22 protein-coding genes, 2 tRNA genes and 1 pseudogene are annotated in these 26394 nt (G+C 71.1%); 11 read left to right on the forward strand and 14 right to left on the reverse strand.

All coding sequences use genetic code 11. The features are described 5' to 3' along the window. Positions 1-404: 404 nt before the first annotated feature. A tRNA-Arg gene (locus tag ACTWOL_RS18380) sits at positions 405-477 on the reverse strand. 277 nt (positions 478-754) lie between these two features. Further along, a tRNA-Ser gene (locus ACTWOL_RS18385) sits at positions 755-845 on the reverse strand. 318 nt (positions 846-1163) lie between these two features. On the opposite strand from ACTWOL_RS18385, the gene ACTWOL_RS18390 reads away from it, so the two are divergent. Both ACTWOL_RS18390 and ACTWOL_RS18395 read left to right on the forward strand, forming a co-directional pair. Continuing rightward, positions 1164-1619, forward strand: coding sequence for an SSI family serine proteinase inhibitor (locus ACTWOL_RS18390; protein WP_474297814.1), 456 nt, complete (start codon positions 1164-1166; stop codon positions 1617-1619). Between the two features lie 237 nt (positions 1620-1856). Beyond that, positions 1857-6056, forward strand: a complete 4200-nt coding sequence (locus tag ACTWOL_RS18395; RefSeq protein ID WP_474297815.1) for a hybrid sensor histidine kinase/response regulator — start codon at positions 1857-1859, stop codon at positions 6054-6056. A gap of 181 nt (positions 6057-6237) precedes the next feature. On the opposite strand, the gene ACTWOL_RS18400 is transcribed toward ACTWOL_RS18395, so the two are convergent. From ACTWOL_RS18400 to ACTWOL_RS18445, 10 genes and pseudogenes are all read right to left on the reverse strand, one after another. Further along, positions 6238-7335 (reverse strand): CU044_5270 family protein, encoded by a 1098-nt coding sequence (locus ACTWOL_RS18400; protein ID WP_474297816.1) that lies wholly within the window; start codon positions 7333-7335, stop codon positions 6238-6240. Next, complete coding sequence (locus ACTWOL_RS18405) at positions 7332-8042, reverse strand: RNA polymerase sigma factor (RefSeq protein ID WP_474297817.1); 711 nt, start codon at positions 8040-8042, stop codon at positions 7332-7334. The genes ACTWOL_RS18400 and ACTWOL_RS18405 overlap by 4 nt, the downstream gene beginning before the upstream one ends. A 141-nt stretch (positions 8043-8183) precedes the next feature. Further along, positions 8184-9824 (reverse strand): long-chain fatty acid--CoA ligase, encoded by a 1641-nt coding sequence (locus ACTWOL_RS18410; RefSeq protein ID WP_474301191.1) that lies wholly within the window; start codon positions 9822-9824, stop codon positions 8184-8186. A gap of 157 nt (positions 9825-9981) precedes the next feature. Further along, the gene (locus ACTWOL_RS18415) at positions 9982-10551 is read right to left on the reverse strand and encodes a SigE family RNA polymerase sigma factor (RefSeq protein ID WP_474297818.1); all 570 of its coding nucleotides are present in this window, start codon (positions 10549-10551) and stop codon (positions 9982-9984) included. A 203-nt stretch (positions 10552-10754) separates the two neighbouring features. Then, a complete protein-coding gene (locus ACTWOL_RS18420) occupies positions 10755-11921 on the reverse strand; it encodes a lipid-transfer protein (protein WP_474297819.1) in 1167 nt (388 codons plus the stop codon). A 98-nt stretch (positions 11922-12019) separates the two neighbouring features. Beyond that, positions 12020-12418, reverse strand: a pseudogene (locus tag ACTWOL_RS18425) (MaoC family dehydratase); the annotation flags it as partial. Next, positions 12415-13506, reverse strand: coding sequence for an acyl-CoA dehydrogenase family protein (locus ACTWOL_RS18430; RefSeq protein ID WP_474297820.1), 1092 nt, complete (start codon positions 13504-13506; stop codon positions 12415-12417). The gene ACTWOL_RS18430 and the pseudogene ACTWOL_RS18425, both read right to left, overlap by 4 nt. A 1-nt stretch (position 13507) precedes the next feature. Then, the gene (locus tag ACTWOL_RS18435; protein ID WP_474297821.1) at positions 13508-14425 is read right to left on the reverse strand and encodes a bifunctional MaoC family dehydratase N-terminal/OB-fold nucleic acid binding domain-containing protein; all 918 of its coding nucleotides are present in this window, start codon (positions 14423-14425) and stop codon (positions 13508-13510) included. Beyond that, complete coding sequence (locus tag ACTWOL_RS18440) at positions 14422-15612, reverse strand: acyl-CoA dehydrogenase family protein (protein ID WP_474297822.1); 1191 nt, start codon at positions 15610-15612, stop codon at positions 14422-14424. The genes ACTWOL_RS18435 and ACTWOL_RS18440 overlap by 4 nt, the downstream gene beginning before the upstream one ends. 342 nt (positions 15613-15954) lie before the next feature. Further along, entirely contained in the window at positions 15955-16266 is a 312-nt protein-coding gene (locus ACTWOL_RS18445; RefSeq protein ID WP_474297823.1) for a hypothetical protein, read from the reverse strand. Positions 16267-16631: 365 nt separating this feature from the next. Between ACTWOL_RS18445 and ACTWOL_RS18450 the strand changes: the two genes are divergently transcribed. Continuing rightward, a complete protein-coding gene (locus ACTWOL_RS18450) occupies positions 16632-17549 on the forward strand; it encodes a bifunctional DNA primase/polymerase (RefSeq protein WP_474297824.1) in 918 nt (305 codons plus the stop codon). Positions 17550-17782: 233 nt separating this feature from the next. Here the strand turns inward: ACTWOL_RS18450 and ACTWOL_RS18455 are convergent, their stop codons facing one another. Next, positions 17783-18292, reverse strand: coding sequence for a lamin tail domain-containing protein (locus tag ACTWOL_RS18455; protein WP_474297825.1), 510 nt, complete (start codon positions 18290-18292; stop codon positions 17783-17785). Positions 18293-19029: 737 nt separating this feature from the next. Here ACTWOL_RS18455 and ACTWOL_RS18460 point away from each other — a divergent pair. Together ACTWOL_RS18460 and ACTWOL_RS18465 are read left to right on the forward strand one after the other, a co-directional pair. Then, positions 19030-19845, forward strand: a complete 816-nt coding sequence (locus ACTWOL_RS18460; protein ID WP_474297827.1) for an alpha/beta fold hydrolase — start codon at positions 19030-19032, stop codon at positions 19843-19845. A 70-nt stretch (positions 19846-19915) separates the two neighbouring features. Continuing rightward, positions 19916-20491 carry a hypothetical protein gene (locus ACTWOL_RS18465; protein ID WP_474297828.1) on the forward strand — a complete coding sequence of 192 codons (576 nt, stop codon included), beginning with the start codon at positions 19916-19918 and terminating at the stop codon, positions 20489-20491. 156 nt (positions 20492-20647) lie between these two features. Here the strand turns inward: ACTWOL_RS18465 and ACTWOL_RS18470 are convergent, their stop codons facing one another. Beyond that, positions 20648-21853, reverse strand: a complete 1206-nt coding sequence (locus ACTWOL_RS18470) for an erythromycin esterase family protein (protein ID WP_474297829.1) — start codon at positions 21851-21853, stop codon at positions 20648-20650. Between the two features lie 58 nt (positions 21854-21911). Here ACTWOL_RS18470 and ACTWOL_RS18475 point away from each other — a divergent pair, with 58 nt between their 5' ends. The 6 genes from ACTWOL_RS18475 to ACTWOL_RS18500 all read left to right on the forward strand — a co-directional run bounded on the left by ACTWOL_RS18475 (position 21912) and on the right by ACTWOL_RS18500 (position 26391). After that, positions 21912-22664: a TioE family transcriptional regulator gene (locus ACTWOL_RS18475; RefSeq protein WP_474297830.1), complete on the forward strand. Its 753-nt coding sequence runs from the start codon at positions 21912-21914 to the stop codon at positions 22662-22664. Positions 22665-22772: 108 nt separating this feature from the next. After that, complete coding sequence (locus ACTWOL_RS18480; RefSeq protein WP_474297831.1) at positions 22773-23129, forward strand: hypothetical protein; 357 nt, start codon at positions 22773-22775, stop codon at positions 23127-23129. A 15-nt stretch (positions 23130-23144) separates the two neighbouring features. Continuing rightward, the gene (locus ACTWOL_RS18485; RefSeq protein ID WP_474297832.1) at positions 23145-23507 is read left to right on the forward strand and encodes a DUF6233 domain-containing protein; all 363 of its coding nucleotides are present in this window, start codon (positions 23145-23147) and stop codon (positions 23505-23507) included. A 139-nt stretch (positions 23508-23646) separates the two neighbouring features. Further along, on the forward strand, positions 23647-24324 hold the full coding sequence (locus ACTWOL_RS18490) for a formylglycine-generating enzyme family protein (protein WP_474297833.1): 678 nt from the start codon (positions 23647-23649) through the stop codon (positions 24322-24324). A 114-nt stretch (positions 24325-24438) separates the two neighbouring features. After that, positions 24439-25677, forward strand: a complete 1239-nt coding sequence (locus ACTWOL_RS18495) for an MFS transporter (RefSeq protein ID WP_474297834.1) — start codon at positions 24439-24441, stop codon at positions 25675-25677. A gap of 258 nt (positions 25678-25935) precedes the next feature. Then, positions 25936-26391 carry a hypothetical protein gene (locus tag ACTWOL_RS18500; RefSeq protein ID WP_474297835.1) on the forward strand — a complete coding sequence of 152 codons (456 nt, stop codon included), beginning with the start codon at positions 25936-25938 and terminating at the stop codon, positions 26389-26391. Positions 26392-26394: the final 3 nt, after the last annotated feature.

Below are 26394 nucleotides of genomic sequence, written 5' to 3' on the forward strand. Positions count from 1 at the left end.
AGCCGGGTGATCTCCACGTCCGGGCCGTTTCCCTCGATGCCAGGCAACCCCGACAAGGGGGCGCCGGTGCAGCAGCGCGAGGCGACCGCCTGACGGCGCGTGGCTGAACTTCTCTTCCTCGCCATGCTGTTGGGCGTTTGAGCTGTCCGCGTCACCGAGTGCGATACGGACTGCGCAGCCCCCGATCGCTCGCTCCTCCAAGAGCTCGTTGAGTCCCGGGTATGCCCAGTGCAAGAAGACGGCGGCCAGCCGTGGCCCTCGGCTGCGCAGAGGCACTGGCCGAGCTACACGCCAAGGGCCGAGCCCACGACGACGTGCAGCCCGTGCACTTCACCATCGGGCCGGACCGTCAAGGCAAAAGCCAGAAGCCCTGTGGATCTCTCCACAGGGCTTCTGGTCTGCTGTGCACTCGGCAGGATTCGAACCTGCAACCTTCTGATCCGTAGTCAGATGCTCTATCCGTTAAGCTACGAGTGCTTGGCTTTCCGGGCTTTTCTGCCTGGTCGGCGTTGCGGGAACAACATTACATGACCTGCGCCGCCAGACGAAATCCATTAGCCGCACCCCGCCTGACCTGCGAAAACGCCCGGACAGCCGCATCTGCGCCCACCCATGGAGCAGAGCGCGCGCAACCCTCGGGGACGGGAATGAGACGGGGGCCACAACCGGGACGGAACGGCGCACACCGGCGGTGCGCACCCGGGACGGAAACGACCGAAGCCCCGGCCGTCGGGCCAGGGCTTCGGTGTTGGTGCGGAGGCGGAGGGATTTGAACCCTCGATGGGCTTTAAGACCCAAACCGCATTAGCAGTGCGGCGCCATAGACCGGACTAGGCGACGCCTCCAGCTCCACCCGCGCGAGCGCGAATGGTGCGTGCAGATGATGACACAGCCGGGTGGGTTGTCACCAATCGCTCCCCACGGTACTAGGCGCGCGGGGCCCGGGGCAAAGAGCATTTCTGTCCGCGTGCCGGTGGACCGGCCGCCGGTCGTCGTCCCGATGACCTCCGGGATCACGGCGTCCGATGTCCCGGCCCGAAATGACCCGCGCGCGTGCGGGTGCCCACTCGGGTCAGCCCCGGTTGCGCAACGCACGGCCGCGCGGAGCGTTAGAGATGCCGGGGCGGTCGCCGCCCCTCGTCGATGACCATCCAGGAGCATCCATGCTGCGCCGCCTTGCCCTCACCGCCACGGCATCCGTGGCCATTCTCCTCGCCGTCGTTCCCGTCGCGTCCGCGTCGGACACGGCGGACGCTCTGCCGATCCCGCTGCTGCAGCCGCAGGACCCGGCCGACCGGCTCACCGTGACCACCTCGCGCACGGGCAACCCGAAGGCCGACGGCACGTACGAGCTGACCTGCGGCCCCGCCGGCGGCACCCACCCCGAGGCGAAGTCCGCCTGCGACCGGCTGGACCGGCTCGGCCAGGGCGGGAAGGACCCCTTCGCGCCGGTGGGCGAGGACACCGTGTGCACGAACCAGTACGGCGGCCCGGCCACCGCACACGTCACCGGCACCTGGCGCGGCCGCCCCGTGGACACCACCTTCGACCGCCGCAACGGCTGCGAGATCGGCAGGTGGCGGACCATGGAGCCGGTCCTGCCGACCGCCCGCTCGTAACACCCCGGTCAATCACGGGACGTCGACCGGGACAGCCCGGGACTCCGGCCGGCGTCCCCGCCCGAGAGGCCCGAGGTTCTCCCCATGGGCACAGAACCTCAGTGAGAGCTCCCCCTCATCCACCGCCCGTGCCCGCCCCCTGCCCTTAGACTCGCTTCCAGTGACAGGCCGCGGCCCGAGAGGCAGGATGGGGCCGGCCGTCCGCAAGATGCAGTTGGTCAGGGAGGAAGCGTCGTCGTGAGCAGCAGGCCATCCCGAGGCGCTGCTCGCCTCGCAGCCATACTCGACGCCCTTCCGGACGGGCTCGTACTCGTCAACTGCAACGGCACGGTGGTCAACGCCAACACCATCGCCCTGGAGATGTTCGAGACACCGGGTACGGCACTCGTGGGGCGAGGGCTGCTCGACCTGCTGCCGTCCTTCGACTCCAAGCTGATCCCCGGCTCGATGCGGCTGCCGGACTCCGCCGACGAGCGGGGCCGGACCAAGCCGGCCCGGATGATGGCGCGGCGCACGGACGGCAGCGACTTCCCGGTCGAGGTGACCAGCGCGAGCCTGGAGGACGGCCGCGAGGCGTACGCGTCGGCCGGCGGCGGCATGGGCAGCTACACCGGCGACGAACTGCTGATGCTGGTGGTCCGCGATCTCTCCGGCACCCTCGACACCGAGGCCGAACTCGCCCGCTCCCAGCGCCAGACCGAGATGATCCTGCGGGCCGCCGCCGAGGGCGTCGTCGGCACGGACACCGACGGCCGTGTGGTGCTGGTGAACCCGGCCGCCGCGCAGATCCTCGGCTACCGGGCCAGCGATCTCGGCGGCAATGAGCTCCACCCGCTGATCCTGCACTCGCGGCCGGACGGCGAGCCGTTCCCGTACGAGGAGTCGCCGCTCGCCGACACCCTCAAATCGGGCCGCAAGCACCGGGTGCGCGGGCAGGTGCTGTACGCCAAGAACGGCAAGAAGGTGCCCGTCGACCTGACGACCGCGCCCGTGCGGGACGGGGAGCAGCTGGTCGGCGCGGTGCTGACGTTCACCGACCGGCGGCCCTACGAGGAGCTGTCCGAGAAGCACGAAGCGGAGATCGCCGAGCGCGACGAGCGGTACACGGCCGAGACCACGGCACTGACCGAGAAGCACACGACCGAGCTGGCCGAGCTGGTCGAGAGGCACACGGCGGAGATCGCCGACAAGACGGAGCGGTACGCGGCCGAGGCCGAGGAGCGCGCCGAGCGCGAGGCCTCGGCGAACGCCCGGCTGAGCCAGCTGACCGCGGTGCTCGGCGAGTCGCTGCGCGGACCGCTGGAGGAGCTCCGCGGCGAGCTGGGCAAGCTGGCCGCCGACCCGGCCGGGCAGCTGTGGCCCGAGGCCAACCAGATCCTGCACCACCTGGCCGCCGGCTACGCCCGGATGACCACCCTCGTCGACAACGTGCTGGGCTTCCAGCGCCTGGACACGGGCGCCGAGCCGCTTCAGCGGGCGAAGGCACTGCTCGACGGGGTCGTCGCGGCCGGTGTCGAGGGCGCGGTGGAGCTGATCGGCCCCGGCAGGGCCCAGTTCGCCGTGCACGCCCCGCCGATCGAGGCCGAAGTGGACGCGGCCCGGCTGGCGACGGCACTGGCGCATCTCGTGGCGGATGTCGCCGGGGTCGACTCGACCGGCAGGACCCGCGTCGTGGCGGCGTCCGGCGGCGGATACGTCGACTCGACGATCGTGGTCGCGGCGGCACAGCGCGGCGATGTCGTACGGATCGAGGTGCGCGGCCCGTACCCCGGCGGCGACCCGGTGCACCAGCCGATCGTCCACGGGATCGTGACCGCCCACGGTGGTGTGCTGCAGACGCACGAGGTGCCGGGGACGGGCGGTAGCGCCTATGTGCTCGAGGTGCCGCTCGGCGAGGGCGCGGGGATCGTGGCCCCGCCCGCACCGGCCGGGGCCGCATCCGGCGACCCTGCCGATTCCGCCGGGTCGGAGGGATCCGCGCCCGCACAGCCCACGTCGGGCGGCGGCCGGCGGCGTGCCCGGGCCCGCCGTGCGAGCACGGACGCCTTCCTCGAGAGCCCGATGGACCCGGAACCGTCGCCGGAGCCCTCGCCGTCGCCGTCGCCGTCGCCGTCCGGTGAACCGTCGGGCCGCCGCAGGGCTGCCGCGGCCGAGCACGACAACGGTGGCGGTACGGGCGACCCCGTTACGGATGGTGCGCCTGCGGTCGCCGCCGGCACCGGCCGCCGGCGCGGGCGCCCCAGCCCCGCCGAAGCCGTCGTCGTCACCGGCGCGGAGGGCGCGGCCGCGAATGCCAGGCCGGCACTGGGTTCGACGGTGCCGCCCCAGGGCGTCGGTCCGGAGGCCGCCGGGCTGCCCCAGCCCACCGGCCGGCGGGCGCGCCGGGCCGCCCGGGCGGCGCTTCCCGCGCTGCCGCCCGTGCCCACGGCGCCCGACTCCGCCCAGGAGCCTTCCTCCGGCGACGGCCCGGACGAGTCGTCCACCGGCCTGCCCGCAGGCACTTCCGGCACGGTCGTCCCGCCCGCGGGCCTGCCCGCGGCTCCTTCGGGAGATCCGGTCCACGGGCAGCCGGGCGATCCGGCTGCCGCGGCCGGGCAACCCGCCGCTCCCGTCGAAGGGCCCGTGCCGGTGCCCGCGCACGGCATCGCGCCCGCCATCCCCGTCGCGCCGGAGAGCGACACGTACACCGGGGCGGCCGGCACCGGGCCTGCGGCACTGGAGCCCGCCGGTGCCATCGCTCAGTCGGGTGGACGGCGCGCGCGCCGGGCGCTGGGCCAGGCACAGGGCCGAGCCGTCGGCGCCGAGGGCGGGGAGGCGCGCAGCGCGTTCGCGTTGCCGCCCGCGGAGGCCGACCGGGTGCCGACGCAGGAGGCGGCCGCTTCCGACGCGGGCCGCCACGACGCCGTCGGTGCCACGCACGATGCCGATCACACCCCGGCGCAGCCGCATCCCCTGCCGGGCGGGCGCGGCGACGCACGTTCCGAGCACCCCGAGGTGCCGGCGCAAAACGAGACGGACACGTCCGGCTCCTTGCCCCTGCCGTCGGCTCAGCCGCTTCCTGCGGCACAGCCACTGCCGGCGGAGGCACAGCCGCTGCCCGCGGACGCCTCGCAGGGCAGGTCGTTCAGCGTCCGCACGCTCGGGCAGGGCGTGCCGTTCGCCCAGCAGGCGGCGCAGGCACAGCAGCCGGGCCAGAACCCGTCGCTGGGAGGCAACCGGTCGCTGGGAGCCAACCGGTCCCTGGGCGGCGGCCCGTCGCCGGGCGCACATCAGTCGCTCGCCGGGAACCAGTCACTCGCGGGGAACCAGTCGCTCGCCGGGAAGCAGTCCCTGGGCGCCAACCAGTCACTCACCCCGAACCCGTCGCTCGAAGCAGGCCAGCCGCTCGGCCAGGGCCAGCCCCCCGCCGCTGCGCGCCGCCGCAAGCTGGCCACCCGGCAGGACGACAATGAGACGACCGCCGCCCCGGGGCTTCCGGAGGCGGGCGCCCGACCGCACCCGCAGGCATCGGCCCTGCCCCAGCAGGCGCAGCCGAGCCTGCTCCCTCAGCAGACCCAGCAGGCCCAACAGCGGCTCGCCACTGCGACCGAGGGCAGGGCGTACGCCATCGGCGCCCCGGACGAGGGTGCCGAGGGGCCCGAGCTCCTCGACGGCCCCGGCGGAGCGGTCGAGGTCGCGAACCAGCCCGTACCGCTCCCGGTGGACGACGAGCTGCCCCCGGAGCCGCTGGACAATCCGCGCCGGCTGCTGGTCTGGCCCGCACCGGACGTCGCCACGCAGCAGGCGCTGAGCGAACGGGGCTACCGGCCGGTGATCGTGCACTCGCGCGAGGAGGTCGACGCACAGATCGCCGCGTTCCCCGCGGCCCTCTTCGTCGACCCGCTGACGGGCCCGATCACGCGTACCGCGCTGCAGTCCCTTCGGGAGGCCGCGGTGGCGGCCGAGGTGCCGGTGCTGCTGGCGGCCGGTCTGGGGCAGGCGACGCGCGAGGCGGCGTACGGAGCCGACCCCGCCGTCCTGCTCAAGGCCCTGGCTCCGCGCGACAGCGAGCAGCACCCGTCCCGGGTCCTGCTGATCGAGGACCACGACGACATCGCGGCGGCGCTGACGGGCACGCTCGAGCGGCGCGGGATGCAGGTGGCGCGCGCGGAAGGCGACACGGACGCCGTGACCCTGGCGCAGCAGATGCGGCCGAACCTGGTCGTGATGGATCTGATGCAGGTACGTCGCCGGCGCGCCGGGATCATCGACTGGCTGCGGGCGAACGGAAAGCTGAACCGCACCCCGCTCGTCGTCTACACCTCGGCGGGGCTCGACGAGGCCGAACTGCCCAAGCTCTCCTCGGGCGAGACGGTGCTGTTCCTCGCGGAGCGCTCCACGAGCACCGAGGTGCAGGGCCGGATCGTGGATCTGCTCGCGAAGATCGGTACGAACTGAACTCGGTACGAACTGAGCGCTTGACGCGTGAAGCTCCGGTCGGAGCGGCGCGATCGGGGTCGCCCGCTCCGACCGGAGCTTCACGCGGTGTGCGGTGCGCGGTGCAGCCGACCAAGGGCCCGGTGCCCCGCTCCGCGTTCGGCTCGGAGTGGGGCCTGCACGGCTGAGGGTGCGGGTCGCGTCAGCCGGCCTGCGACGGGGTCTGCTTGATGTCGTCGACTACGGCCCGCTTCATGATGGCGCTGGTGTGCCTCACGGTGCCGGCCTTGATCAGGGGCTCGTCGGGAAGCGCCCGCACCTGGACGGTGCGGTTGCCGAGGTAGACGTGGGTCTTCTTGTCGAAGATCCACTCGTCGCGCTGACCGCTCTTCTCGTCGAGCCGGGCCACCGCCACGCCGTGCCGGCCCGCCGCGTCGACCGCGTCCTGGACGACGACGACACCGGGGATCTTCGCGGCCGTCTTGAACAGTGCCGGGTAGAGGTCGGCGGGAGGGTAGCTCTGGATGAGCAGGTCACCGATGGTAGTGAACGCCTCCTGGTCGGGGGAGCTGCCCATGCCCTTGGTCTCCTTGTAGATCTTGGCCAGCAGCTTGTCGGGGTCGGTGGTGAGGTTGGCCAGGTAGTCGTACGACGGAGCGTTCAGGTACGCCTTCGGGGTGTTGCCCTTCTCGTCGGGGAGGCTGAGGGTCTCGCCCTCGGGGCTCTCGTTGACCGCGGGGTCGATCAGCCAGCCCTTGGTGCCGTCCTTGGACTCCCACATCTGGCGCTTGTGCATCTTGTAGCTGGCCAGGGAGGACTTGCCGTCGACTTCCTTCACGAAGGTGTCGGACGTCTGGGACTCGATGTAGATGTACTGGCCGGCCTTGACGTCCGGCCGGGACGCGCCCGCGGCCGCCAGCGAGATCTGGTCGAGCAGCTGCGGCACGCCGGCGGTGGACGTGGCACCGAGCTCTGTCGTCAGCGCGGGTCCGGTGGCGATGCCGGCGTCCCTGACTCCGGCTCCCTCACCGCCGGACATCGCCACCCCGGCGACCACCACACTCGCCAGCGCCGCCGCCATCGCGGGCAGCGCGATCATCGGACGGGGGAGACGGATACGGCGCTTCGCGGGAGCCGCCGTCGCCGAGCGCTCTTCCCGCTGCATGTCCTGGATCTGTGCCATCAGACGCTCCTTGTGGAACTGGTGACGGCCCGTCGGCAGGTCGCGCGCCGTCCGGGACAGGAGCTGTGCGCCCTCTTCCCACTCGGCCGGATGCTGCCGGGACGTGTTCGCGTTCATCGGTTTCCCTCCTGTGCGGGCCGGATCGCGTATGCGTGATCGCCTCTTATCTGTCGGACCGGGGGGCTGACTTCCCGTTTCCCGCGAACTTTCCTGTCCGCCGCTTCGATTGCGGAGCGGGACGATTCGCCGTAGGTGCGATCTGTCGCAGCGAAGGGGCGCGCCGACTCCGCCCCGGCCAGCACACGCAGCTTCTTGCGGGCACGGGAGAGCCGGGAGGCGACCGTTCCGACCGGAATCCCGAGCGCTTCGGCCGCGGCCTCGTAGTCAAGGCCCTCCCCCAGGCAGAGCGCGATGACTTCGCGTTCCGGTCTGCGCAGCGCTGCCAGCGCGGTGAGGGCCGTGGCGAGTCGCCGCCGGTCGTCGACCCGGTCGGCCACCTCGTCGGCGTGGTCGGGCACGGACAGCTCGGCCGCCGCGGCGGCGCCGGCGGCCGCCCGGTACCGCCGGTTGCTCCGATACTGGTTACGGGCCGTGTTGGTGGCGATGCCCAGCAGCCAGGGCCGCAGGGAACCCCCCTCGGGGTCGACCTTGGCGCGAAGGCGCCACGCCTCCATGAAGGTCGCGGCCATCACGTCCTCGGCCGTCGACCAGTCGGCCGTCAGCCGATAGGCATGGTTGTAGACCGCGTGGGCGTAGCTGTCGAAGAGTTCAGCGAACGCCCCCGACTCACCCGCGCGTACCCGGGTACGCATATGAGTGCTCACGTGAATGAGCTGTCCGGCACCTGGCACCTGCTTCCCGTGATCTGCGCCACACTCGCCCCTCCCGCAACATACCGGCCTGCCTTCCATACGGACCGAGCCCCCGGCCGGGCGGGCCAGGGGCTCGGTGCAGGCGGAGTGAGGTCAGTCGACTCGTGTGACGTCCAGCTCCCCTTCCGCGTACCGCTTGCGGATCACCTTCTTGTCGAACTTCCCGACGCTGGTCTTCGGCACCTCCGGCACGATCGCCCAGCGCTCGGGAAGCTGCCACTTCGCGATCTTCCCGGCGAGGAACTCCCTGAGGGCGGCGTAGTCGGCCGTCGCCCCCTCCTTGAGGACGACCGTGGCCAGCGGGCGCTCCCCCCACTTCTCGTCGGGGACGGCGACGACCGCCGCCTCCACGACCTCGGGGTGGGCCATCAGCGCGTTCTCCAGGTCGACGGAGGAGATCCACTCGCCACCGGACTTGATGACGTCCTTGGCCCGGTCGGTGAGCGTGAGGAAGCCCTCGGAGCTGATGACGCCGACGTCACCGGTCTTGAGCCAGCCGTCCTCGCTGAACTTGTCCTCGGGCCTGAGGTGCTCGCCCGTCGAACCGCCGTAGTACGCCCCCGCGATCCACGGCCCGCGCACCTCCAGTTCGCCTGCCGATGTGCCGTCCCAGGGCAGGAACTCGCCTCCCGGTCCGCGCAGCCGGGCCTCCACGCTCGCGGGGAACCTGCCCTGCGTGATCCGGTAGCCGAACTCCTCGTCCGTGCCGACGGCATGGGCCGGCGGGCGGGAGACCGTGCCCAGCGGCGAGGTCTCCGTCATGCCCCAGGCGTGACAGACGCGCATGCCGAGCTTGTCGAACGCTTCCATGAGGGACGGCGGGCAGGCGGCGCCGCCGATGGTGACCTGGCCGAGCGAGCTCACGTCACGCGGCTTGGCGGTGAGTTCGGCGAGCAGACCCTGCCAGATGGTGGGGACGGCGGCCGCATGCGTCGGACGCTCGGACTCGATCATCTCGGCGAGCGGAGCGGGCTGGAGGAACCGGTCCGGCATCAGCAGGTTCACACCGGACATCAGCACGGCGTGCGGCAGGCCCCAGGCGTTGACATGGAACTGCGGCACCACGACCAGGCTGGTGTCGCAGTCCGTGAGACCCATCGACTGGGTCATGTTGACCTGCATGGAGTGCAGATAGATCGAGCGGTGGGAGTAGACGACTCCCTTGGGGTCACCGGTGGTACCGGAGGTGTAACACATCGCCGCGGCGGACCTCTCGTCCAGCTCGGGCCAGTCGAAGGAGGTCGGCTTCCCGGCGATGAGCTCCTCGTACTCGTGGATCCGCGGCCGGGCGCCCTCCAGCACGGACCGGTCGCCGGGGCCCGAGACCACGACGTGCTCGACCGTCGGCAGGTGCGGGAGCAGCGGGGCGAGCAGCGGCAGCAGGGAGCCGTTGACGATCACGACCCGGTCGGCGGCGTGGTTGACGATGAACACCAGCTGTTCGACCGGCAGCCGCAGATTGAGGGTGTGCAGAACGGCGCCCATGCTGGGAATCGCGAAGTACGCCTCGACATGCTCGGCGTTGTTCCACATCAGTGTGGCGACGCGCTGGTCGCCGTCGACGCCGAGATCGTCGCGCAGGGCGTGTGCCAGCTGGGCGGTGCGCTCGCCGAGCTCACGGTAGCTGCGGCGATGCGGCTCGCCCTCCCCGGTCCATGTCGTGACCTGCGAGGTGCCGTGGATCGTTATCCCGTGCTTCAGGATGCGGGTCACGGTCAGTGGTACGTCCTGCATGGTGCTCAGCACGGCGTCCTCCCGGTGGGCGCACAGCTCTCGGCCGGGGGACGAGCCCCCGGATCCCCTGGCAGTAAGGGTGGGGAGATTCTGCGCACGTACCAAGCGGTATGTCACTACCCCCTGGTAGGAAAAGGAGGCGGAAGCCTCGGCGGCGTCAGCGCACCGGAGCCAGTTCCGGGTCCTCGCGGAGCTTGCCGAGCGCCCTCGACACCGCGCTCTTCACCGTGCCGACGGAGACCCCGAGCACCTCGGCGGTCTGCGCTTCGCTGAGATCCTCGTAGTACCGCAGGACGACCATCGCGCGCTGCCGGTCCGGGAGTCGCATGACGGCCCGCCACATCGCGTCGTGGAGCACCTGGTGTTCGGCGGGGTCCGCCTCGGGCACCCCGGCCGGCTCGGGCAGTTCGTCGCAGGCGAACTCGTCGACCTTCCGCTTGCGCCACTGCGACGTCCGCGTGTTGAGCAGGGCGCGGCGGACGTAGCCGTCGAGTGCCCGGTGGTCCTCTATTCGCTCCCAGGCGACGTACGTCTTGGTGAGAGCGGTCTGCAGAAGATCCTCGGCGTCACACGGGTTGGCCGTGAGCGAGCGGGCGGTGCGCAGCAGTACGGGCCCCCGCGCCCGTACGTACGACGAGAAGGACGGGAACGGATACGACGAGATCGTCGTTCGGGAGGGCGGCGGTGCCGCCGCCCTGGAGGCGGTCTCGCACACTGGCGTGGTCATGGCTCCACGCTAGGAGCGGGCCCGCCCTACGGGATCGGCCCCAGGTCCCGAAAGCGGGTCCGCCTCAGGTTGTAGGGATGCCATAAGCCCGACCTCCCCAAGGTGGAGGCCCGCAGACCCGTGAGTAGGGGTCCGCGCCGCGCCCGACTCGGTATGACAGCCGCCGCGTTGCCGCCCGCGTACGCGCTGAGCAGGGCGGTCTCTCAGCCGTCCGTCCCCAGGATGAGACCGGACGTCGGCACTCCGGTTCCCGCCGTGACCAGGACCGCCTCCGCACCGGGCACCTGGTTCACCGAGGTGCCGCGGATCTGCCGCACCGCCTCCGCGATGCCGTTCATCCCGTGCAGGTACGCCTCGCCCAGCTGGCCCCCGTGCGTGTTGAGCGGCAGGGCGTCGGCCGCGACGAAATCAGCGGCCTCACCGGGCTTGCAGAAGCCGAACTCCTCCAACTGCATCAGAACATAAGGAGTGAAATGGTCGTAAAGGATGCCCACATCGATGGAGCCGGGACCGAGCCCGGACGTCCGCCAGAGCTGGCGGGCCACCACACCCATCTCCGGCAGCCCGGTGAGATCGTCCCGGTAGTAGCTGGTCATCTGCTCCTGTGCCCGGCCCGCCCCCTGGGCCGCGGCGACGATCACCGCCGGCGGACGCGGCAGATCCCTGGCCCGCTCGAGCGAGGTCACCACGACCGCCTGACCGCCGTCCGTCTCCTGGCAGCAGTCCAGGAGCCGCAGCGGCTCGACGATCCAGCGGGACGCGGCATGATCCGCGAGTGTGATCGGTCTGCCGCGGAAGTACGCCGCCGGGTTGCGGGCGGCGTGGCGGCGGTCGGTCACCGCGACATGGCCGAACGCTTCCGGCGTGAGCCCGTACGCGTACAGATAGCGCTGTGCGGCCATCGCCACCCAGGAGGCGGGCGTGAGCAGCCCGAACGGGAGGTTCCAGCCCAGCGCCGCGCCCTCCGCCGAGGGCTCCCTCTGCTGCACACCGGAGCCGAACCGCCGGCCCGACCGCTCGTTGAACGCCCTGTAGCAGACGACCACTTCGGCGATTCCGGTGGCGACGGCGAGGGCTGCCTGCTGGACGGTGGCGCAGGCCGCGCCGCCGCCGTAGTGGACCCGGGAGAAGAACGACAGCTCGCCGATCCCTGCCGCCTGGGCCACGGTGATCTCGGGGCTGGTGTCCATGGTGAAGGTGACCATGCCGTCGACGTCGGCGGGGGAGAGCCCGGCGTCGTCGAGTGCGGCCCGTACCGCTTCGACGGCGAGCGTGAGCTCACTGCGGCCGGAGTCCTTGGAGAACTCCGTCGCTCCGATGCCGGCCACCGCGGCCCGTCCACCGAGCGCATCGGCCCTGCGCACACTCACGATCCGGCCTCCGTGGACATCGTCGTGGACTGCGTCATGGGGGCCGCATCGGGCAGCGCGGCGGATGTCGCCACCGCGGACGCATACGGCGGCACCGTGACCGTGACCGTGCCGGTGACGTGGTGCCCGATCCCGTTCTCCCCCACCACCCGCACCCGCGCCGTGCCCGATTCCGCATCGGCCTCGACGACCGTGCCGGTCAACGTCATGGTGTCGCCGGGGTAGTTGGGGGCGCCGAGCCGTATGGCCACCTTGCGGATCACGGCCGTGGGCCCGAAGTGGTCCGTGATGAACCGCCCGACGAGGCCGTTGGTCGTCAGGATGTTCATGAAGATGTCCGGGGAGCCCTTCTCCCTGGCGAGGTCCGTGTCATGGTGCACGTCCTGGTAGTCCCGGGAAGCGATGGCCCCCGCGACGATCAGGGTGCGGGTGAGGGGAATCGTCAGCGGGGGCAGTTCGTCACCCACGCGTGGCGGGCCGCTGTGTGCGCCGGTCATACGGCGTCCTCCTTCGCCAGCAACAGTCCCAGTTCGTCGAGCAGTTGCGCGCCGCAGCCCAGATACGCGCCGAGCTGGCGCCCCCACAGGAAATGCCGGTGGACCGGATGACCGACGTCGGCTCCGGGGCCGCCGTGGAGATGCTGACCCGTGTGGACGACCCGTACGCCCGCATCGGACGCCCACCAGCTCGCGGTCAGCGCCTGTGCGGCGTACGGAAGTTGTTGGTCGTGGCGCCAGGCGGCCTCGTAGGCGGTGACCCGGATCGCCTCGGTGTCCATGTACGCGTCGGCCGCGCGGAGCTGGACCGCCTGCCGGGTGGCGAGCGGGCGGCCGAACTGCTCCCGTACCGAGGTGTGTGCGACGGCCCGGGCGAGAGAGCCCGCGCAGACGCCGGCCTGCAGCCCGGCGAAGGCGGTGCGCGCGGCGGCGAGCACATCGTCATAGGCGCCGGCGCCGATGGGGGGCTCGCCGGTGCGGGCGCCGCCGAGCCGTTCGCCGGGTGTGCCGTCCAGCGTGAGCCTGCCCGCGGCCCAGGGAGCGGTCGTCTCCACCGCGTCGATCTCCGCGTCCGCCGTCCGTACCAGCCACAGAGCCCGCTCTGCGTCGGGGACCAGCACATGGGTGGCGTCCCTCAGCCATGGCACCCAGGCCACCGTGCCGGTCAGACGTCCGTCCCGTTTCCCGTCGCCGTCGCCGTCGCCGATAGCGTCCCCGACGGCGCGTACCGATCCAGCGGCCGGGAAGGCCCCCGTCACGACGGCACCCCCCGCCCGCAGCTCCGGCAGCAGACGGTCGCGCTGCTCGTGCGTGCCGTGACGGCTCACCGCGAGCAGCCCGTATACGCCACTCGCCGCGAGAGGCACCTGCGCCGTGGTGCGGCCCTGTTCCTCCAGCAGCAACACGAGACCGAGCAGCCCGGTCTCCTCCACGGCCGCGGTCAGCCCGGACGAGCACAGCGCCTTCCACAATTCTGCGTCCGTACCGGTCCCCGCCGCGGTCAGACGTTCGTGCGTGGACAGGTCGGCGAAGATCCTCGCAGCCAGCTCGCGGGCCGCCTCCTGCTCCTCGGTGGGGGTGAAGTCCATGTCAGCCCGCACCCCCCGGTGTTCCGGCCGGCCGGAACACCGGCAGCTCCTGTCCTTCGTCCACCCGCAGGAACTCCAGCCGTACGGGCAACCCGATACGGACCTCGTCGCAGGGAACCCCGACCACGTTGCTGACCATCCGGACCCCCTCGGCCAGTTCGACGAGAGCCACCGCGTAGGGAGGGTCGAAGGCGGGGAAGGGCGGATGGTGCATCACCACATACGAGTAGACGGTGCCCTCACCGCTCGCCTCGACGGTGTCCCACCGTGCCGAGCCGCAGCCGCCGCATCCCGGCAACCAGGGGAAACGGAGCGTGGCGCACTGCTCGCACCGCTGGATCAGCAGACGGTGTCCGGCGACGCCCTCCCAGAAGCCCGCGTTGTCGCGGTTGATCACCGGCGCGGGGCGGCGGGGCTTCTCCTTCGCCGCCGCGCGGGCTGCCGGTGCGTATTTGAGGACGCGGAACCGGTGCGTGCCCACGAACTCCCCGCCGGCCCGGATGTCCATCCGCGTGGTGATGAAGTGGCCCGTGCCCAGCTTCGTCGTCTTGCGCGGCGACACCGACTCGATGACCGAGTCGAAGGTGACCCGGTCACCGGGGCGAAGCGGCCGCAGATACTCCTGTTCGCAGTCGGTCGCGACGATCGAGGTGCATCCGGCGTCGTCGAGCAGCGCCGACAGCTCGTCGTACGCCCCCGAGCGCTCCGCGTACCCGGAGAGACCGCCCATCGTCCAGGCCTGGAGCATGGTGGGCGGGGCGATCGCATCGGGCCCGGTGTACGCCGGGTTCGTATCCCCCATCGCCTCGCACCAGTGCCTGATCATCGGCTCGTTGACCGGGTCCTTGCCGGTCCCGGGGGCGGCCGTGGCACGCCCTTCGTAACTCTTCAGCCGCGCGTACAGCTCGTCCGGGCTCACCGCTTCCCCCTCCGCATACCGAGCCGCATCGTGGCGACGATCTCCCGCTGCACCTCGCTCACCCCGCCCCCGAAGGTGTTGATCTGCGCGGCCCTGTTCATCCGCTCCAGCTCCCCGTCCCCGAAGCAGCCCGGTGAACCGGCCCTCACGAGCCCCGTCTCCCCCGCGATCTCCTGGCACATCCGGTACACCTCGACCGCCGATTCGGTCCCGGCGAACTTCACGCCGCTCGCATCGCCCGCGGCCAGCCGCCCGGCCCCCACGTCCGCCACCAGACGCCAGTTGAGCAGCCGCGTCGCCGCGAGCCTGGCGTGGACCTCGGCGATCCTGGACCGCACCCACGGTTCGTCCACCGGGCGCGCGCCCGTCAGCGGGTCGGGGCTGCGGGCATGGTCCAGGACCGCGGCGGCGAAGTCCTCGGCCTGCATACCGACGGCCGCGAGCGCGACGCGCTCGTGGTTGAGCTGGCTGGTGATCAGTTCCCAGCCGCGGTTCTCCGCGCCGACCAGATGCGTGGCGGGGACCCGTACCGCGTCGTAGTAGGTGGCCGTCGTCGTCTGACCGCCGACCGTCTCGATGGGTGTCCAGGAGAATCCGGGCGCGTCCGTCGGCACGAGGATGATCGAGATGCCCTGGTGCTTGGGCACCCCGGGATCCGTGCGGCACGCCAGCCAGATCCAGTCGGCGTGCTGGGCGTTCGAGGTAAAGATCTTCTGGCCGTCGATCAGCCAGCCGCCATCGGCGTCGCCGCCGCCGTCCCCGTCCCCGTACCGGACGGCCCTCGTGCGCAGGGCGGCGAGGTCCGTTCCCGCCTCGGGCTCGCTGTAGCCGATCGCGAAGACCGCGTCACCGCTCAGGATCCGCGGCAGGAAGTACGCCTTCTGCTCGTCGGTCCCGTACGCCATCAGCGTCGGGCCGACGGTGTTCAGCGTGACCATGGAGACCGGTGCGCCGGCCCGGTACGCCTCGTCGAAGAACACGAACTGCTCGTCCGCTCCGCGTCCCCGGCCCCCGTAGGCGACGGGCCAGCCGAGGCCGAGCAGTCCGTCGGCACCGATCCGCCGCAGCAGCCGGCGCTGTTCGGGCCCGTCGCCCGGGGCGGGCGGCCCGTCCGGCATCAGTTCACGGAAATAGGCGCGGAGTTCGGCGCGCAGCCGCTGCTGGCGCTCGGTCGGTGCGAGGTGCACGGCGTCGGCCTCCCGGGGCGGGGGAGCGGTGCGGGGAAGGGTTTCGGGTACGCGTCTCTGCGTTTCTGACTGTCCGTCAGATACATATGGCCTGTCAAGGTCATGAGCCGTGCCCCGTGCGGCCCGGAGCACGCGGCGGCGGCCTGCGCGCCGATGCCACCGCACCGTCACACAGGCCGCCTTCGCCCCTCCGCCGCACCCCTCAGCCCAACCCCCTCGGGCCACACCCCCTCAACCGAACCCCCCTCGGCCACACCCCTTCAACCGCGCACCTTCAACCGCGCCCCTCGCTCTGGCCCCCTCGCACCGGCTCCCTTCGCACCGGACCCCCTCGGGCCGTAACTACCAGAGCCTGCTGAAGAACACCGCGATGTTGTCGGTCGACTGGTCGATCGCCGTGAAGCCCGAGCCGTTCACACTCGCGGTGTGATTCTGGTTGGACGCACCGGCACCGGTCGCCACCTGCTGCGTGGTCGTCGAGTTGCCGTTGTTGTCGCCGCCGACACCACTGCCGACGACCCCGGCCACGGCCGCGTTCGATCCGTTGTTCGCCAGTGCGCCGTTGTCGGCGTGGGCGACACCCGTGAAGAGCGCGGCGGCGAGAGGGAGCGCGGCGGCGACCGCGACGGCACGGGCGGTACGGATGCTTGCCATGTCATTTCCTCCAGGACAGGAGTGCACCCTGAGTGCACCGGAAGTGAGTACCAAGTGAGTAACCACGGCCTCAACCAGGGCAGTTGGCCGACCGCCCCGGTGGTGTTCACGACGTCGCGAGTCCAGAGTTGCCCAGCGGATCTCCGGCGAACCACCCCGGAGCACCTGATTCCCCCTCAAGCGTGAGGACATGTCGATAAACCCCCTCCGCGCCCATCGCCGGTCCGGCCCGGACCCCTTGAAGGCCCATCCGGCCCTTCGGCCCGCCCGCGGAAGGGAAGAAGCGTTCCGGCACATTTTCGGCCAATCTCCGCCGCCGCATTTCCCTCTTCCTTTATTCGAACGTCAGTACGAACATGGAAGACATGGCCACCCTTGCCCGTCGCACCGCCACCCTGGCCCTCGCCCATGCGCTCTCCGCCGCCGAGCACGGGCTCCCCGTGATCCCCCTGGCCCCCACCAAGCTCCCCGCGCTGCCCTCGCCCCATCGCCGCGACCCGGAGCCGGCCCTGTGCCGCGGTGAGTGTGGGCGCCCGGGGCACGGAGTGCACGACGCCACGACCGACCCCACGGCCGTACGGGCTCTCTTCGCCGCGGCGCCCTGGGCCACCGGGTACGGCATCGCGTGCGGCAGGCCGCCGTACCACCTCATCGGGATCGATCTCGACACCAAGAGCGCCGCGACGGGCGACACCGACTCGGTCGCCGCACTCCGGCAGCTGGCGCTGCGGCATCTGTTCACGGTTCCCGAGACGGTCACCGTGCTCACCCCGAGCGGGGGCCGCCATCTGTGGCTGAGCGGACCGCCCGACGTCGTCGTACCGAACTCGGCCGGCCGGCTCGCACCCGGAATCGACGTCCGGGGCAGCGGCGGCTATCTCGTCGGCCCGGGGTCGGTCTCCGCACACGGCGCATACCGGCTCGTGCCCGGCACCGCGCAACTGCCGCCCGCGCCCTGCCCCCGCGCACTCCTCGACCTGATAGCGCCCACCCCGGACCCGGGTCACTCCGGGCATCCCCCCGCCCGGCACACCGAGGGCCCTTCGGCGGCGGACGACCGGGCACCCAGGGGCGAGGGGCTGGTCCGGTTCGTCCGCGCCGCCCAGGAGGGCCAGCGCAACACCCGGCTGTTCTGGGCGGCATGCCGCGCGTACGAGAACGGCATCGGCGACGAACTCGCGGACGCCCTCACCGACGCGGCGGTCGGCGCCGGGCTCGGCGAGCACGAGGCGCGCGCGACGATCGCCTCGGCGGCGCGGCTGTGCGCCGGCCGCCGCGAATGACGTGGAGGTGCCGGGACCGGGGAGACCGCACCGGTCGGGGTCGCGTGAGCACATGACCGTACGGCGAAGGGGCGCCCCCGGGTGTGGGGGCGCCCCTTGCCGTCTGCCTCGAGAGTCCTGCCGTCTCAAGAATCCTGCCGCCTCAAGGATCCTGCCGCCTCAAGGGTCCTGGGCGCGGGTGCGGCGCGCCCAGGACCGTGTGGCGTCAACGATGGTGTGGCATCGAAGGCGTGTCAGCGGTGGTTGCGGCCACGGTCGTGGTCGCGGTGCCCGCCGCGGCCCCAGGACTTGGAGTCGACGAGACGGCCGCGGTCGTTGCGCAGCGTGGCGGTGTCACGGTCGTCCCAGACCTGCCGGCGGCGGTCCTGGTAGACGTCGTGCCGGGTGTCGTGACCCCGGCCGGTGTGCACCCGGACGCTGGAGCGCCCGTCGAGCCGCAGGAAGTCGAAGCGGTAGGAGTTGCCGTCCCGGTCGGACAGGGTGTATCCACGCAGGTTCACCGCGTGCCGGCCGACGTTCTTCACCTCGACCCACTCGGCGTTCAGGCTGCGGTTGGACCGGTTGTCGCGGCCGGGGCTGTCGTACTGGACCTCGCCGATGACGACCTGGGAACGGCGGTCGTCGTGCCGGCCGAAGGACCGGCCGTGGTCGTCGGCCGAGGCGGGCAGCGCGGCAGCGGCGACGACCGCACCGGAGGCGAGGACGGTGGCGACGATGCGGCGCGCGATGCGAGAAGCAGACATGGAGTGCCCTCTCAAATACGTGCCCACAAAGCCCTGTTCGGGCTGTTGATGGGGGATCAGGTTTCCCGGCTGGTGCCGAGGACCCACACTCTGGCCCGGCCGGACCGACATCCGCCACAAAATCGGCCCTCATGACAAAAACCGGACATCTCTGTAACTCTCCCCTGCATCTGACATCGATCGCCGTCAAGCCCTTACCAAGGGTTCGCTGTGCGCTACATCAACCCGTTGAGCAATCAACAACAAGCGGTTACCAACCACCCCCAAGCCCCCCAAATGCGCCCCTTGCGCGCCACCCTGGAACGGGCCGGATTTCTGTAACAGCCACCTTTGCCACTGGGTCGTACACACCTCATGGATACCGCTCTGACGTGCGGTTTTGTTTCACCCGCGCGCACCAGCGCCCCGAGTCGGCCGGTGGGGTCCTGCGACACCGGTGGGACGCCGGACACCGAGCAGCGCGTCCCATCCGGTACCGCCGCCGTTCTCCACTCATCGGCAGGCAGGAACGGATGCTGAAGCCGCCTCGCCCGTACGAGGCGGGCGGGGGGGCCACCGATGAGTTCCGCCGCCGGCCCCGGTCTTCCCTTCGTCGCCCGCACCGCGGACGGCCGTCCCTACCGCTGACGGCCGCTCGCACCGCGGACGGCCGGTCGCACGACGGAGACCGCGTACTGCACACGGCCGCTCGTACCGCTGACGAGCGCCACACCACCACCAGGGAAGGACGACCGTCCATGACCACCACCCGCACCCTCCAGGTCCCGGGCGCACGCCTGCGCTACGAGGTCCGTGGCACAGGACCGCTGCTGCTCGTCATGGGAGCGCCGATGGCCGCCGCGGCGTTCGCACCGCTCGCCGAGGCCCTGGCGAGCGACCACACCGTCGTCACCCACGACCCCCGCGGCATCTCCGGCAGCGTCCTTGACGACCCCCGGCAGGACTCCACCCCCGAGCTGCGCGCGGACGACGTCGCCGCGCTGCTGGACGCCCTCGACGCCCGATCCGCCGACGTGTTCGGCAGCAGCGGCGGCGCGGTGACGGGCCTTGCCCTGGTCGCACGGCACCCGGAGCGGGTACGCACACTCGTCGCGCACGAACCGCCCGTACTGGGGCTGCTCCCCGATGCCGCCGAGCGGCACGCCGCGACCGAGGAGACGATCGCGACCTTCCACCGGGACGGGGTCGAGGCCGCCTGGAAGAAGTTCATGGCCGACGCCGGATTCGTCACCGGCGACGACGACGCCCCCGCCGGGCCGCCCGGGGAGCCCTCGGAGCAGGATCTCGCCGACTCGGCCCGCTTCTTCGCCCACGAGATGCGCGGAACCAGCCGCTACATGCCCGACATCGCCGCCCTGACCCGTGCCCCCGGCCGTGTCGTCATCGGTCTCGGTGCCACGTCCGCCGGCCTGGTCACCCATGCCACGTCCGTGGTGCTCGCCGAACGTCTCGGGCAGCCGACCGTCGAGTTCCCCGGCGATCACGGCGGCTTCATGGGGCAGCCCGAGGAGTTCGCGGCGGTGCTGCGCAAGGTGCTGTCGGGATCCCTTTGACCTGGGCTGCGTGACCTGGGCTGCTTCCTCATGGGGTCGCTGTGTCAGTGGTGCGGCCTAGATTTCGGCCATGGGGATGTATCTGGTCGGTGTCAGCGCCGAGGACTGGTTCGGTGACCACGAGGGCGGGTGGGCCGAGGTCGCCTCGGCGCTGAACGGCGAGCTGGAACAGCGGGGGCTGCCGCCGTACATGTCCTTTCCGGGGGAGCGCGAGCAGGGGCACGCCTTCGAAGAGAAACTGGCCCGGCCCATGGACGGGTTCAGCGCACTCCTGGACGAGCATCTGACGCCCGAGGAGCAGGAGGCGGTCACCGGCTGGTCGGTGCTGGTGCCGATGTCTCTCGACGAGCCGATCCGGCTGCCGATCGAGAACGACTACGACGACGAGACGGTGATATCAGGGGCCCCGCAGGTGCTGGCGTGCATGGAACGGCTGGCTGCGGCCGTCGGACTGCCGCCCGGGATACCGGAGACATCCCGCAACCTCGCGCTGACAATATGGATCATGGATGGTGCGGCGGAGCGACTGGCCGCCGCACGGCCCGGGCCGTGGAGCGAGGACCTGGACGCGGCCTTCCACATCGCGCTGTATCTGCGTGCCGCTCAGTACGCGCTCCGGCACGGCTGCCCGATGACGTACTCCTGACGGCTGACCGCCGAGCCGCCACGCGCCCAGGGGACCGGCGTCTGATCGAACCGCGCGCCCACATCAACGGGGCAACTCCCGCCTTGAGCCGGGCACCGTCGGCTCCGTCGTCCCCATCGGCCCCATCGACTGGATCGCCGCCGGAGAGCCGGCGACTCAGTGACTCTGCGGGACGTCCTTGACGAACACCATCCCGTCGCCGTCCGCCAGATGGGCCGGGTCGATCGGGGCGTAGCCGAACCAGGGGGATACGCGCGGCGCGGGCAGCCTGTCGCCGAGTGCGGTGGCCAGCCGCCGGGAGTCGATGACGCAGCGGTCCTCCGGGAGCGCGTACAGGAGTCCTTCGACGGTGTCCGGCGGCGGCACGTCGACTCCCTGGTGCCGGATCGTGCCGAGGGCCGTTGCCACGAAGGCGTACTCCTCGCCGAGCCGGGAGTTCACCAACGCACCGGCGCTCCACCACTCCAGTCGCATCCCGCCCATCCGCATCGAGCTCTTGTGCCGCTGGAGATGAGCGTTGTGGGCGTAGACGAATGCCGGGCCGCGAGCGGCGAGGGCGAGGAGGTTGTGGGCCATCATCCCGTCCCGCAGGCCCACCAGCCGGGTCAGGCGGGCCGGTGAGGTGTCGGCCATCCAGTGGTGGTAGCGCAGCAGACCGGTGGCGGTGCGCCCGTACAGGCGCGCCCGGTCCCAGTCGTCCCGCGAGGTCGTCGCGATCAGGTGCGGCGTCTGCTCGTCGAACAGTGCCACCAGATCGTCGGCGAGCAGCCGCAGCTCCCCGGCCTCGGCCGACTGCCCCACGGACTGGGCCGGGTCCATCATCGCGGCGGGATTGGTCCACCGGTCGTCGGTGCCGAGCAGGCGGTCGAGTGTTTCCGCGCCGCAGGGGAGCAGGTCCGCGTCCACCCGGGCCGAGAGGTAGCCGTGGAGCGCGGTGAGGGCCTGACGGGGGCTCGCGGCGCCGGCGATCTCCAGCGGGCCGTCGAAGCCGGCGAAGCGGAGCCGCTCGGACGCGGGCCGGCCTTCGTTGAAGGCGCGCATCCAGCGCACGAGTTCGCGGTTGGCCGCGGAGGTGCCCCAGCCGTGGCTGAATCCGTGCTCCATGACCTCGTCGATGGTGCCCGTACCCGAGGCGACGTAGTCGTCCACGACCAGGCCCATCATGCAGTCGCTCTCGATCGCGATCGTCCGGTAGCCCTCCTGCTCGACGAGCTGCCGGAAGAGCTCGTTGCGCAGGTCGAGCAGAGCGTCCTCGCCGTGGGTGGGCTCGCCGAGGGCGAGCAGCCGGGGCCGGGCCGGGAGCAGCCTCATGACGGCGGCAGCCTCGACGGCATGGAAGGTTTCCTTGATGTCGGTAGCCATGACTTCAACCGTATCGTTGAACCTTCGTTTGAAACTTTTCAGCGATATCGTCAGGCTCATGGGGCAAAACCTTCAAAGCGGCGAGCGGCTCAGGCCGGTTGATCTGGCCCGCGGGCACGGTCTGTCCACGCAGGCGATCAGGAACTACGAGGAGGCCGGCATCCTTCCGGCCGCCGGTCGCACACCCCACGGCTACCGCACCTATACCTCGCTGCACGTGGGAGCCCTGTGCGCGTTTCTCGCCCTGGTACCCGGCCACGGCCACCAGGCGGCGACGTCGATCATGCGGGCCGTGAACCAGGGCGCGGTCGATGAGGCCTTCCGCGTCATCGACGAGAGCCACGCCCAGCTCCTCGACGACCGGCGGACCCTCCAAGCCGTGGAGAGCGCGCTCCGTGACCTGGAGCCCGGAGCGGAGTCCGAACCGACCGCGACGCCCGGTCCCGGTGCGATGTCCGGGCCCGGCGGCACGTTCATCGGGCCGCTGGCAGGAAAGCTCGGAATCCGGCCGGCGACGCTGCGCAAATGGGAGCGCGCCGGGCTGGTGCGCCCCCGCCGCGACCCCCGGACCGGGTACCGCGTCTACGACGAGGCCGACATACGGGACGCCCGGCTGGCTCACCAGCTCAGGCGGGGCGGCTACCTGCTGGAGCAGATCGCCCCGCTGATCACCCAGGTGCGGGCCGCCGGCGGGCTGGAGCCGTTGGAGGCCGCACTGCGCGACTGGCACGGCCGGCTGTCCGCCCGCGGGCGGGCGATGCTGACCGGGGCCGCAGAGCTGGAGGCGTACCTCCGCGTCGCACGCGGATAGGGCATCGATCTCCGGCCGAGGGCCGAGGCGCCACGTCACGGCGAGACGACACGCGGCGTGCCGTGCGTACCCACACCCAGGTATTCGAACAGGCGTATCATTCTGGCCGTGGCCGAATACGACTTCCCCGACGATCTGCGCGCCGCCCAGCTGCGCCTGCACCAAGCCCGGGCCCAGTACCGGCGCCTGTGCGGCACCCTGCCGTGGTCGGTCGTACCCGCGGACGGCTGGACCGCCGTGGAAGGGCAGTACTCGGGCTACCGTCACGACTTTCCGGCCACCTCGGGCTACACCGAAGAAGAGCTGGCGGACGAGGCCCGTCTGCGCGCCCTCGTACTGGAGCTGTCGATCGAGGTGTCCACCCACCCGTACTGGTCGACTGTCGCGGCCGGCGACGTCGTGGGCGCCCGTACGGCCCTCAAGCACCACCCGGACGTGCTCCCGCCGTCCACCGAGCCCGCGTAGCCGGGGCGGCGGATCATGTCCGACTCGCCGGTGTCCCGCCTGGACAAGCTCCGGGCCCTGCGGGACTGGCTCGGCTACCAGCTCCGGCAGACCGAACGCACCATCCGGGAGCTGGAGCACCAGGAGGAGGAAGACCGGCGGCGGCGCGAGGTCGCCCGGATCGAGATGTCCTGGAAGCTCCAGCCCGCCCGGGCCGGCGGCGCCGAGCCGATGCTGCACCGCGGAAACTGCGGGATGTACAAGGTGCAGCTCGGCTATCTCGACCGGGCGCACGTCATGATCGCCCTGGAGGAGTTCCCCGCACTGGAGATGTGCCCGCAGTGCGCTCCCTGGGGCAGCCTCGGCGTCGAACGCCCCCCGCAGCGGCCGCAGTCGTAGCCAGCCCGTCGCACCCCGCCTGACGGGCCGTCCGGTCAACGCCCCATCAGTACAGCCGGGTTGGACTGCCGGGACAGTCGGGCCGGACGGTCGAGCCGGTACGGCCGGGCCGGAGAGCCGCCGGTAGGATCACACGCCCATGGACGCGAACACGGGGGAGATGATCGCCGTCCCGCCGGGGCGGGTCGCGCTGTCCGACCGGCGCACACAGCGCAGTTGGTCGGTCGAGCTCGCCCCTTACCGGCTCGCGGCATTCCCCGTCACCCAGGCGCAGTATGCGAACATCACCGGCCTCCGGCCGAGCGCTGCCCACGGGGACCGACTGCCCGTCGAAGGCGTCTCCTGGTGGGACGCGGTCCGGTTCTGCAACGCCTTCTCCGAGCAGGACGGACTCACACCCGTCTACCGCATCGGCCCGGGCGACGACGGCGATCACATCGAGTGGGACGTATCCGCCGACGGCTACCGGCTGCCGACCGAAGCCGAATGGGAGCATGCGTGCAGGGCGGGTACGGCCGGGCCGCGCTACGGACCGCTCGACGAGATCGCCTGGTACCGCGACAACTCACACGAGCGCATCCACGACGTCGGAGGCAAGCAGCCCAACCCCTGGGGCTTCCACGACATGCTCGGCAACGTCTGGGACTGGTGCTGGGACCTCTACGACGCCGAGGTGTACGGCAGTTACCGGGTGCTGCGCGGCGGCGGCTGGTTCGACGAGCACTGGAGCTGCCGGGCCTCGGCGCGGCGCCGCAGCCACCCCACCTTCCGGGTCGACGACGTGGGTTTCCGCATCGCGCGCTCCCGGGTGTCCTGAGCCACGGAGCGCCCCCCCTCATGACTCTGGGGACGGGCCCCGTCCCAAGGCATTGGGGCAAGGTCGCCGAATACCTTCACACCCGCCGTCGAACTGCCGCGTAGGGTGCGCAGAATGGCTCTCACCGGTCCCTTGTCGCCCCTGCGGCACAAGCCGTTCAGACTCTTCGCCTCAGCGCGAATAATCTCGATGAGCGGGACGGCGATGGCACCTGTCGCCCTGGCTTTCACCGTCCTCGGCTTCGACGGCAGACCGGGTTCACTGGCGATTGTTCTCGCAAGCAGCACGGTCCCCCAGCTGATCATGCTGCTCGTCGGAGGTGTGCTCGCGGACCGCGTCTCCAGGCGGCGCCTCATCGTGACCGGCAACGTCCTGCCGGCACTGACCCAGGGCGCCGTAGCCATCCTTGTGGCATCGGAGCAGGCCACCATCACGAGGGTCGCCGTTCTCGCCGCTCTCACCGGCGCCGCTTCCGCGATCATGCAGCCCGCCCTGAACAGCCTGCTGCCCCAGATCGTCGATCCCGCGGAACTACAGGAGGCGAACGCACTGCTTCGCCTTCCCACCAATCTCGTCCGTATCGCGGCGCCCGTGATCGGCGGAGGACTTGTCGCCCTTGCCGGAGCCGAGTTCACCCTGGCATGGGACGCGGCCAGCTTCGTCGCGGCCGCAATCCTCTGCAACCGCCTCAGAACACCGGAGACGGCGAAATCAACGACTTCCACATTTCGCGACTTCCGTGACGGCTGGAAGGAATTCACCGGCAGGCTCTGGCTGTGGCCCTATGTCCTTTCCGGCACTTTCGTCGTCGCCCTGTGGCTCGGTGGGTATCAGCTTCTGGGTCCCGTGGTGATGAACGAACGGCACCTCGGTGCCGGCGTATGGGGAACCGTGCAGGGGGCCTTCGCCGCCGGTCTGGTCATAGGCGGCGCCGTGTCACTGAGATGGAAGCCGACGAGAATCATGGTGGCGTGCGTGTGCGCCAACATCCCCCTGGCCCTTCCCCTGCTCGCGCTCTCCATGGGCTGGCCACCGATCGCGCTGGCCGGCTCCGCCGCCCTGGCCGGAGTAGGCGTCGACATCGCGATCGTCTGCTGGCACACCGTCCTCCAGGAGCAACTGCCCTCGGCCGTACTCGGACGCGTGAACTCCTACAGTTCCGTCGGCGAGCTCATGGCCGTGCCGCTGGGATACCTCGCCGTCGGGGCCGCCGCGGGTGCCCTGGGTTCCGGCTCCGTCCTCATGGGCGGCGCCGTCCTGATGACCGTGGCCAATGTGGTGGTGCTGGCCGCGCCGAGCGTGTGGGCCGTCCGCCGACGGCAAACTGAACGGCCGGTTCCCGTCGACGCATGACCCACGAGGGACTGACGTCGGCGGACCCCGGCTGTTTGCGCACATGGATCCGCGTGTGTGGTCCGCCGTGCCAGTGCCTGATGTCATACCGATCAGCCATGAGCCTGGCTACCGAACCGAGTTCATCGACCGGCCCGGGTTTCGCAGTCCCGGGCAGGTGCTCATTCGCATAGGTACAGGTACTCATGGGCTGTGCGTTGCCGGTGCGATGTAGTGTTCCTGGCCGGTGTGATCCGCAAGGGTGAACGGGGGCTGTGCATGGCGTGGGACGAGTGGGAGCAGATCAAAGCCGATGTGACCGGTCAGCGGCCGGTGGCGATGCGGCTCAACCACATTCCGGTCGAGCCGAACGTCGGGCCCAGCGCCATTACGAAGGGGCTGAAGTCCAGCAAGGCGGCGTGGGTCACGGCCGGCGAGGGAGTGGGCTCCCTGCGTAAGGGCGTCAGCACCGCGCTGGCCAAGCTTGAGGACGGCCAGGAAGGGCTCGGCGCGATCACGGGCTGCCTGAGCGCGGCGGCACAGAAGGATGTCTACGACTCCTGGAAGAAATACGCCGAAGGCGTCAGCGAGCGATGCGGCTCCCTCCAGAAGATCCTGGAGCAGGTGGGTCGCGACGTGCTGACGACCGACGAGGCGGTCCAGGGCGAGATGCACAAGCTGAACCTCAAGTACGCGGACACGGACGCCATCGGCGGCCAGGCGAAGGGCCGGTGACGG

The sequence above is a fragment of the Micromonospora sp. IBHARD003 genome, assembly GCF_056106285.1.

Coding starts and splice junctions, on each gene's coding strand:
- ACTWOL_RS18390 (WP_474297814.1), top strand. CDS start 1,164: ATGCTGCGCCGCCTTGCCCTCACCGCCACGGCATCCGTGGCCATTCTC.
- ACTWOL_RS18400 (WP_474297816.1), bottom strand. CDS start 7,335: ATGAACGCGAACACGTCCCGGCAGCATCCGGCCGAGTGGGAAGAGGGC.
- ACTWOL_RS18410 (WP_474301191.1), bottom strand. CDS start 9,824: ATGCAGGACGTACCACTGACCGTGACCCGCATCCTGAAGCACGGGATA.
- ACTWOL_RS18415 (WP_474297818.1), bottom strand. CDS start 10,551: ATGACCACGCCAGTGTGCGAGACCGCCTCCAGGGCGGCGGCACCGCCG.
- ACTWOL_RS18430 (WP_474297820.1), bottom strand. CDS start 13,506: ATGGACTTCACCCCCACCGAGGAGCAGGAGGCGGCCCGCGAGCTGGCT.
- ACTWOL_RS18445 (WP_474297823.1), bottom strand. CDS start 16,266: ATGGCAAGCATCCGTACCGCCCGTGCCGTCGCGGTCGCCGCCGCGCTC.
- ACTWOL_RS18450 (WP_474297824.1), top strand. CDS start 16,632: ATGGCCACCCTTGCCCGTCGCACCGCCACCCTGGCCCTCGCCCATGCG.
- ACTWOL_RS18455 (WP_474297825.1), bottom strand. CDS start 18,292: ATGTCTGCTTCTCGCATCGCGCGCCGCATCGTCGCCACCGTCCTCGCC.
- ACTWOL_RS18460 (WP_474297827.1), top strand. CDS start 19,030: ATGACCACCACCCGCACCCTCCAGGTCCCGGGCGCACGCCTGCGCTAC.
- ACTWOL_RS18465 (WP_474297828.1), top strand. CDS start 19,916: ATGGGGATGTATCTGGTCGGTGTCAGCGCCGAGGACTGGTTCGGTGAC.
- ACTWOL_RS18470 (WP_474297829.1), bottom strand. CDS start 21,853: ATGGCTACCGACATCAAGGAAACCTTCCATGCCGTCGAGGCTGCCGCC.
- ACTWOL_RS18475 (WP_474297830.1), top strand. CDS start 21,912: ATGGGGCAAAACCTTCAAAGCGGCGAGCGGCTCAGGCCGGTTGATCTG.
- ACTWOL_RS18485 (WP_474297832.1), top strand. CDS start 23,145: ATGTCCGACTCGCCGGTGTCCCGCCTGGACAAGCTCCGGGCCCTGCGG.
- ACTWOL_RS18490 (WP_474297833.1), top strand. CDS start 23,647: ATGGACGCGAACACGGGGGAGATGATCGCCGTCCCGCCGGGGCGGGTC.
- ACTWOL_RS18495 (WP_474297834.1), top strand. CDS start 24,439: ATGGCTCTCACCGGTCCCTTGTCGCCCCTGCGGCACAAGCCGTTCAGA.
- ACTWOL_RS18500 (WP_474297835.1), top strand. CDS start 25,936: ATGGCGTGGGACGAGTGGGAGCAGATCAAAGCCGATGTGACCGGTCAG.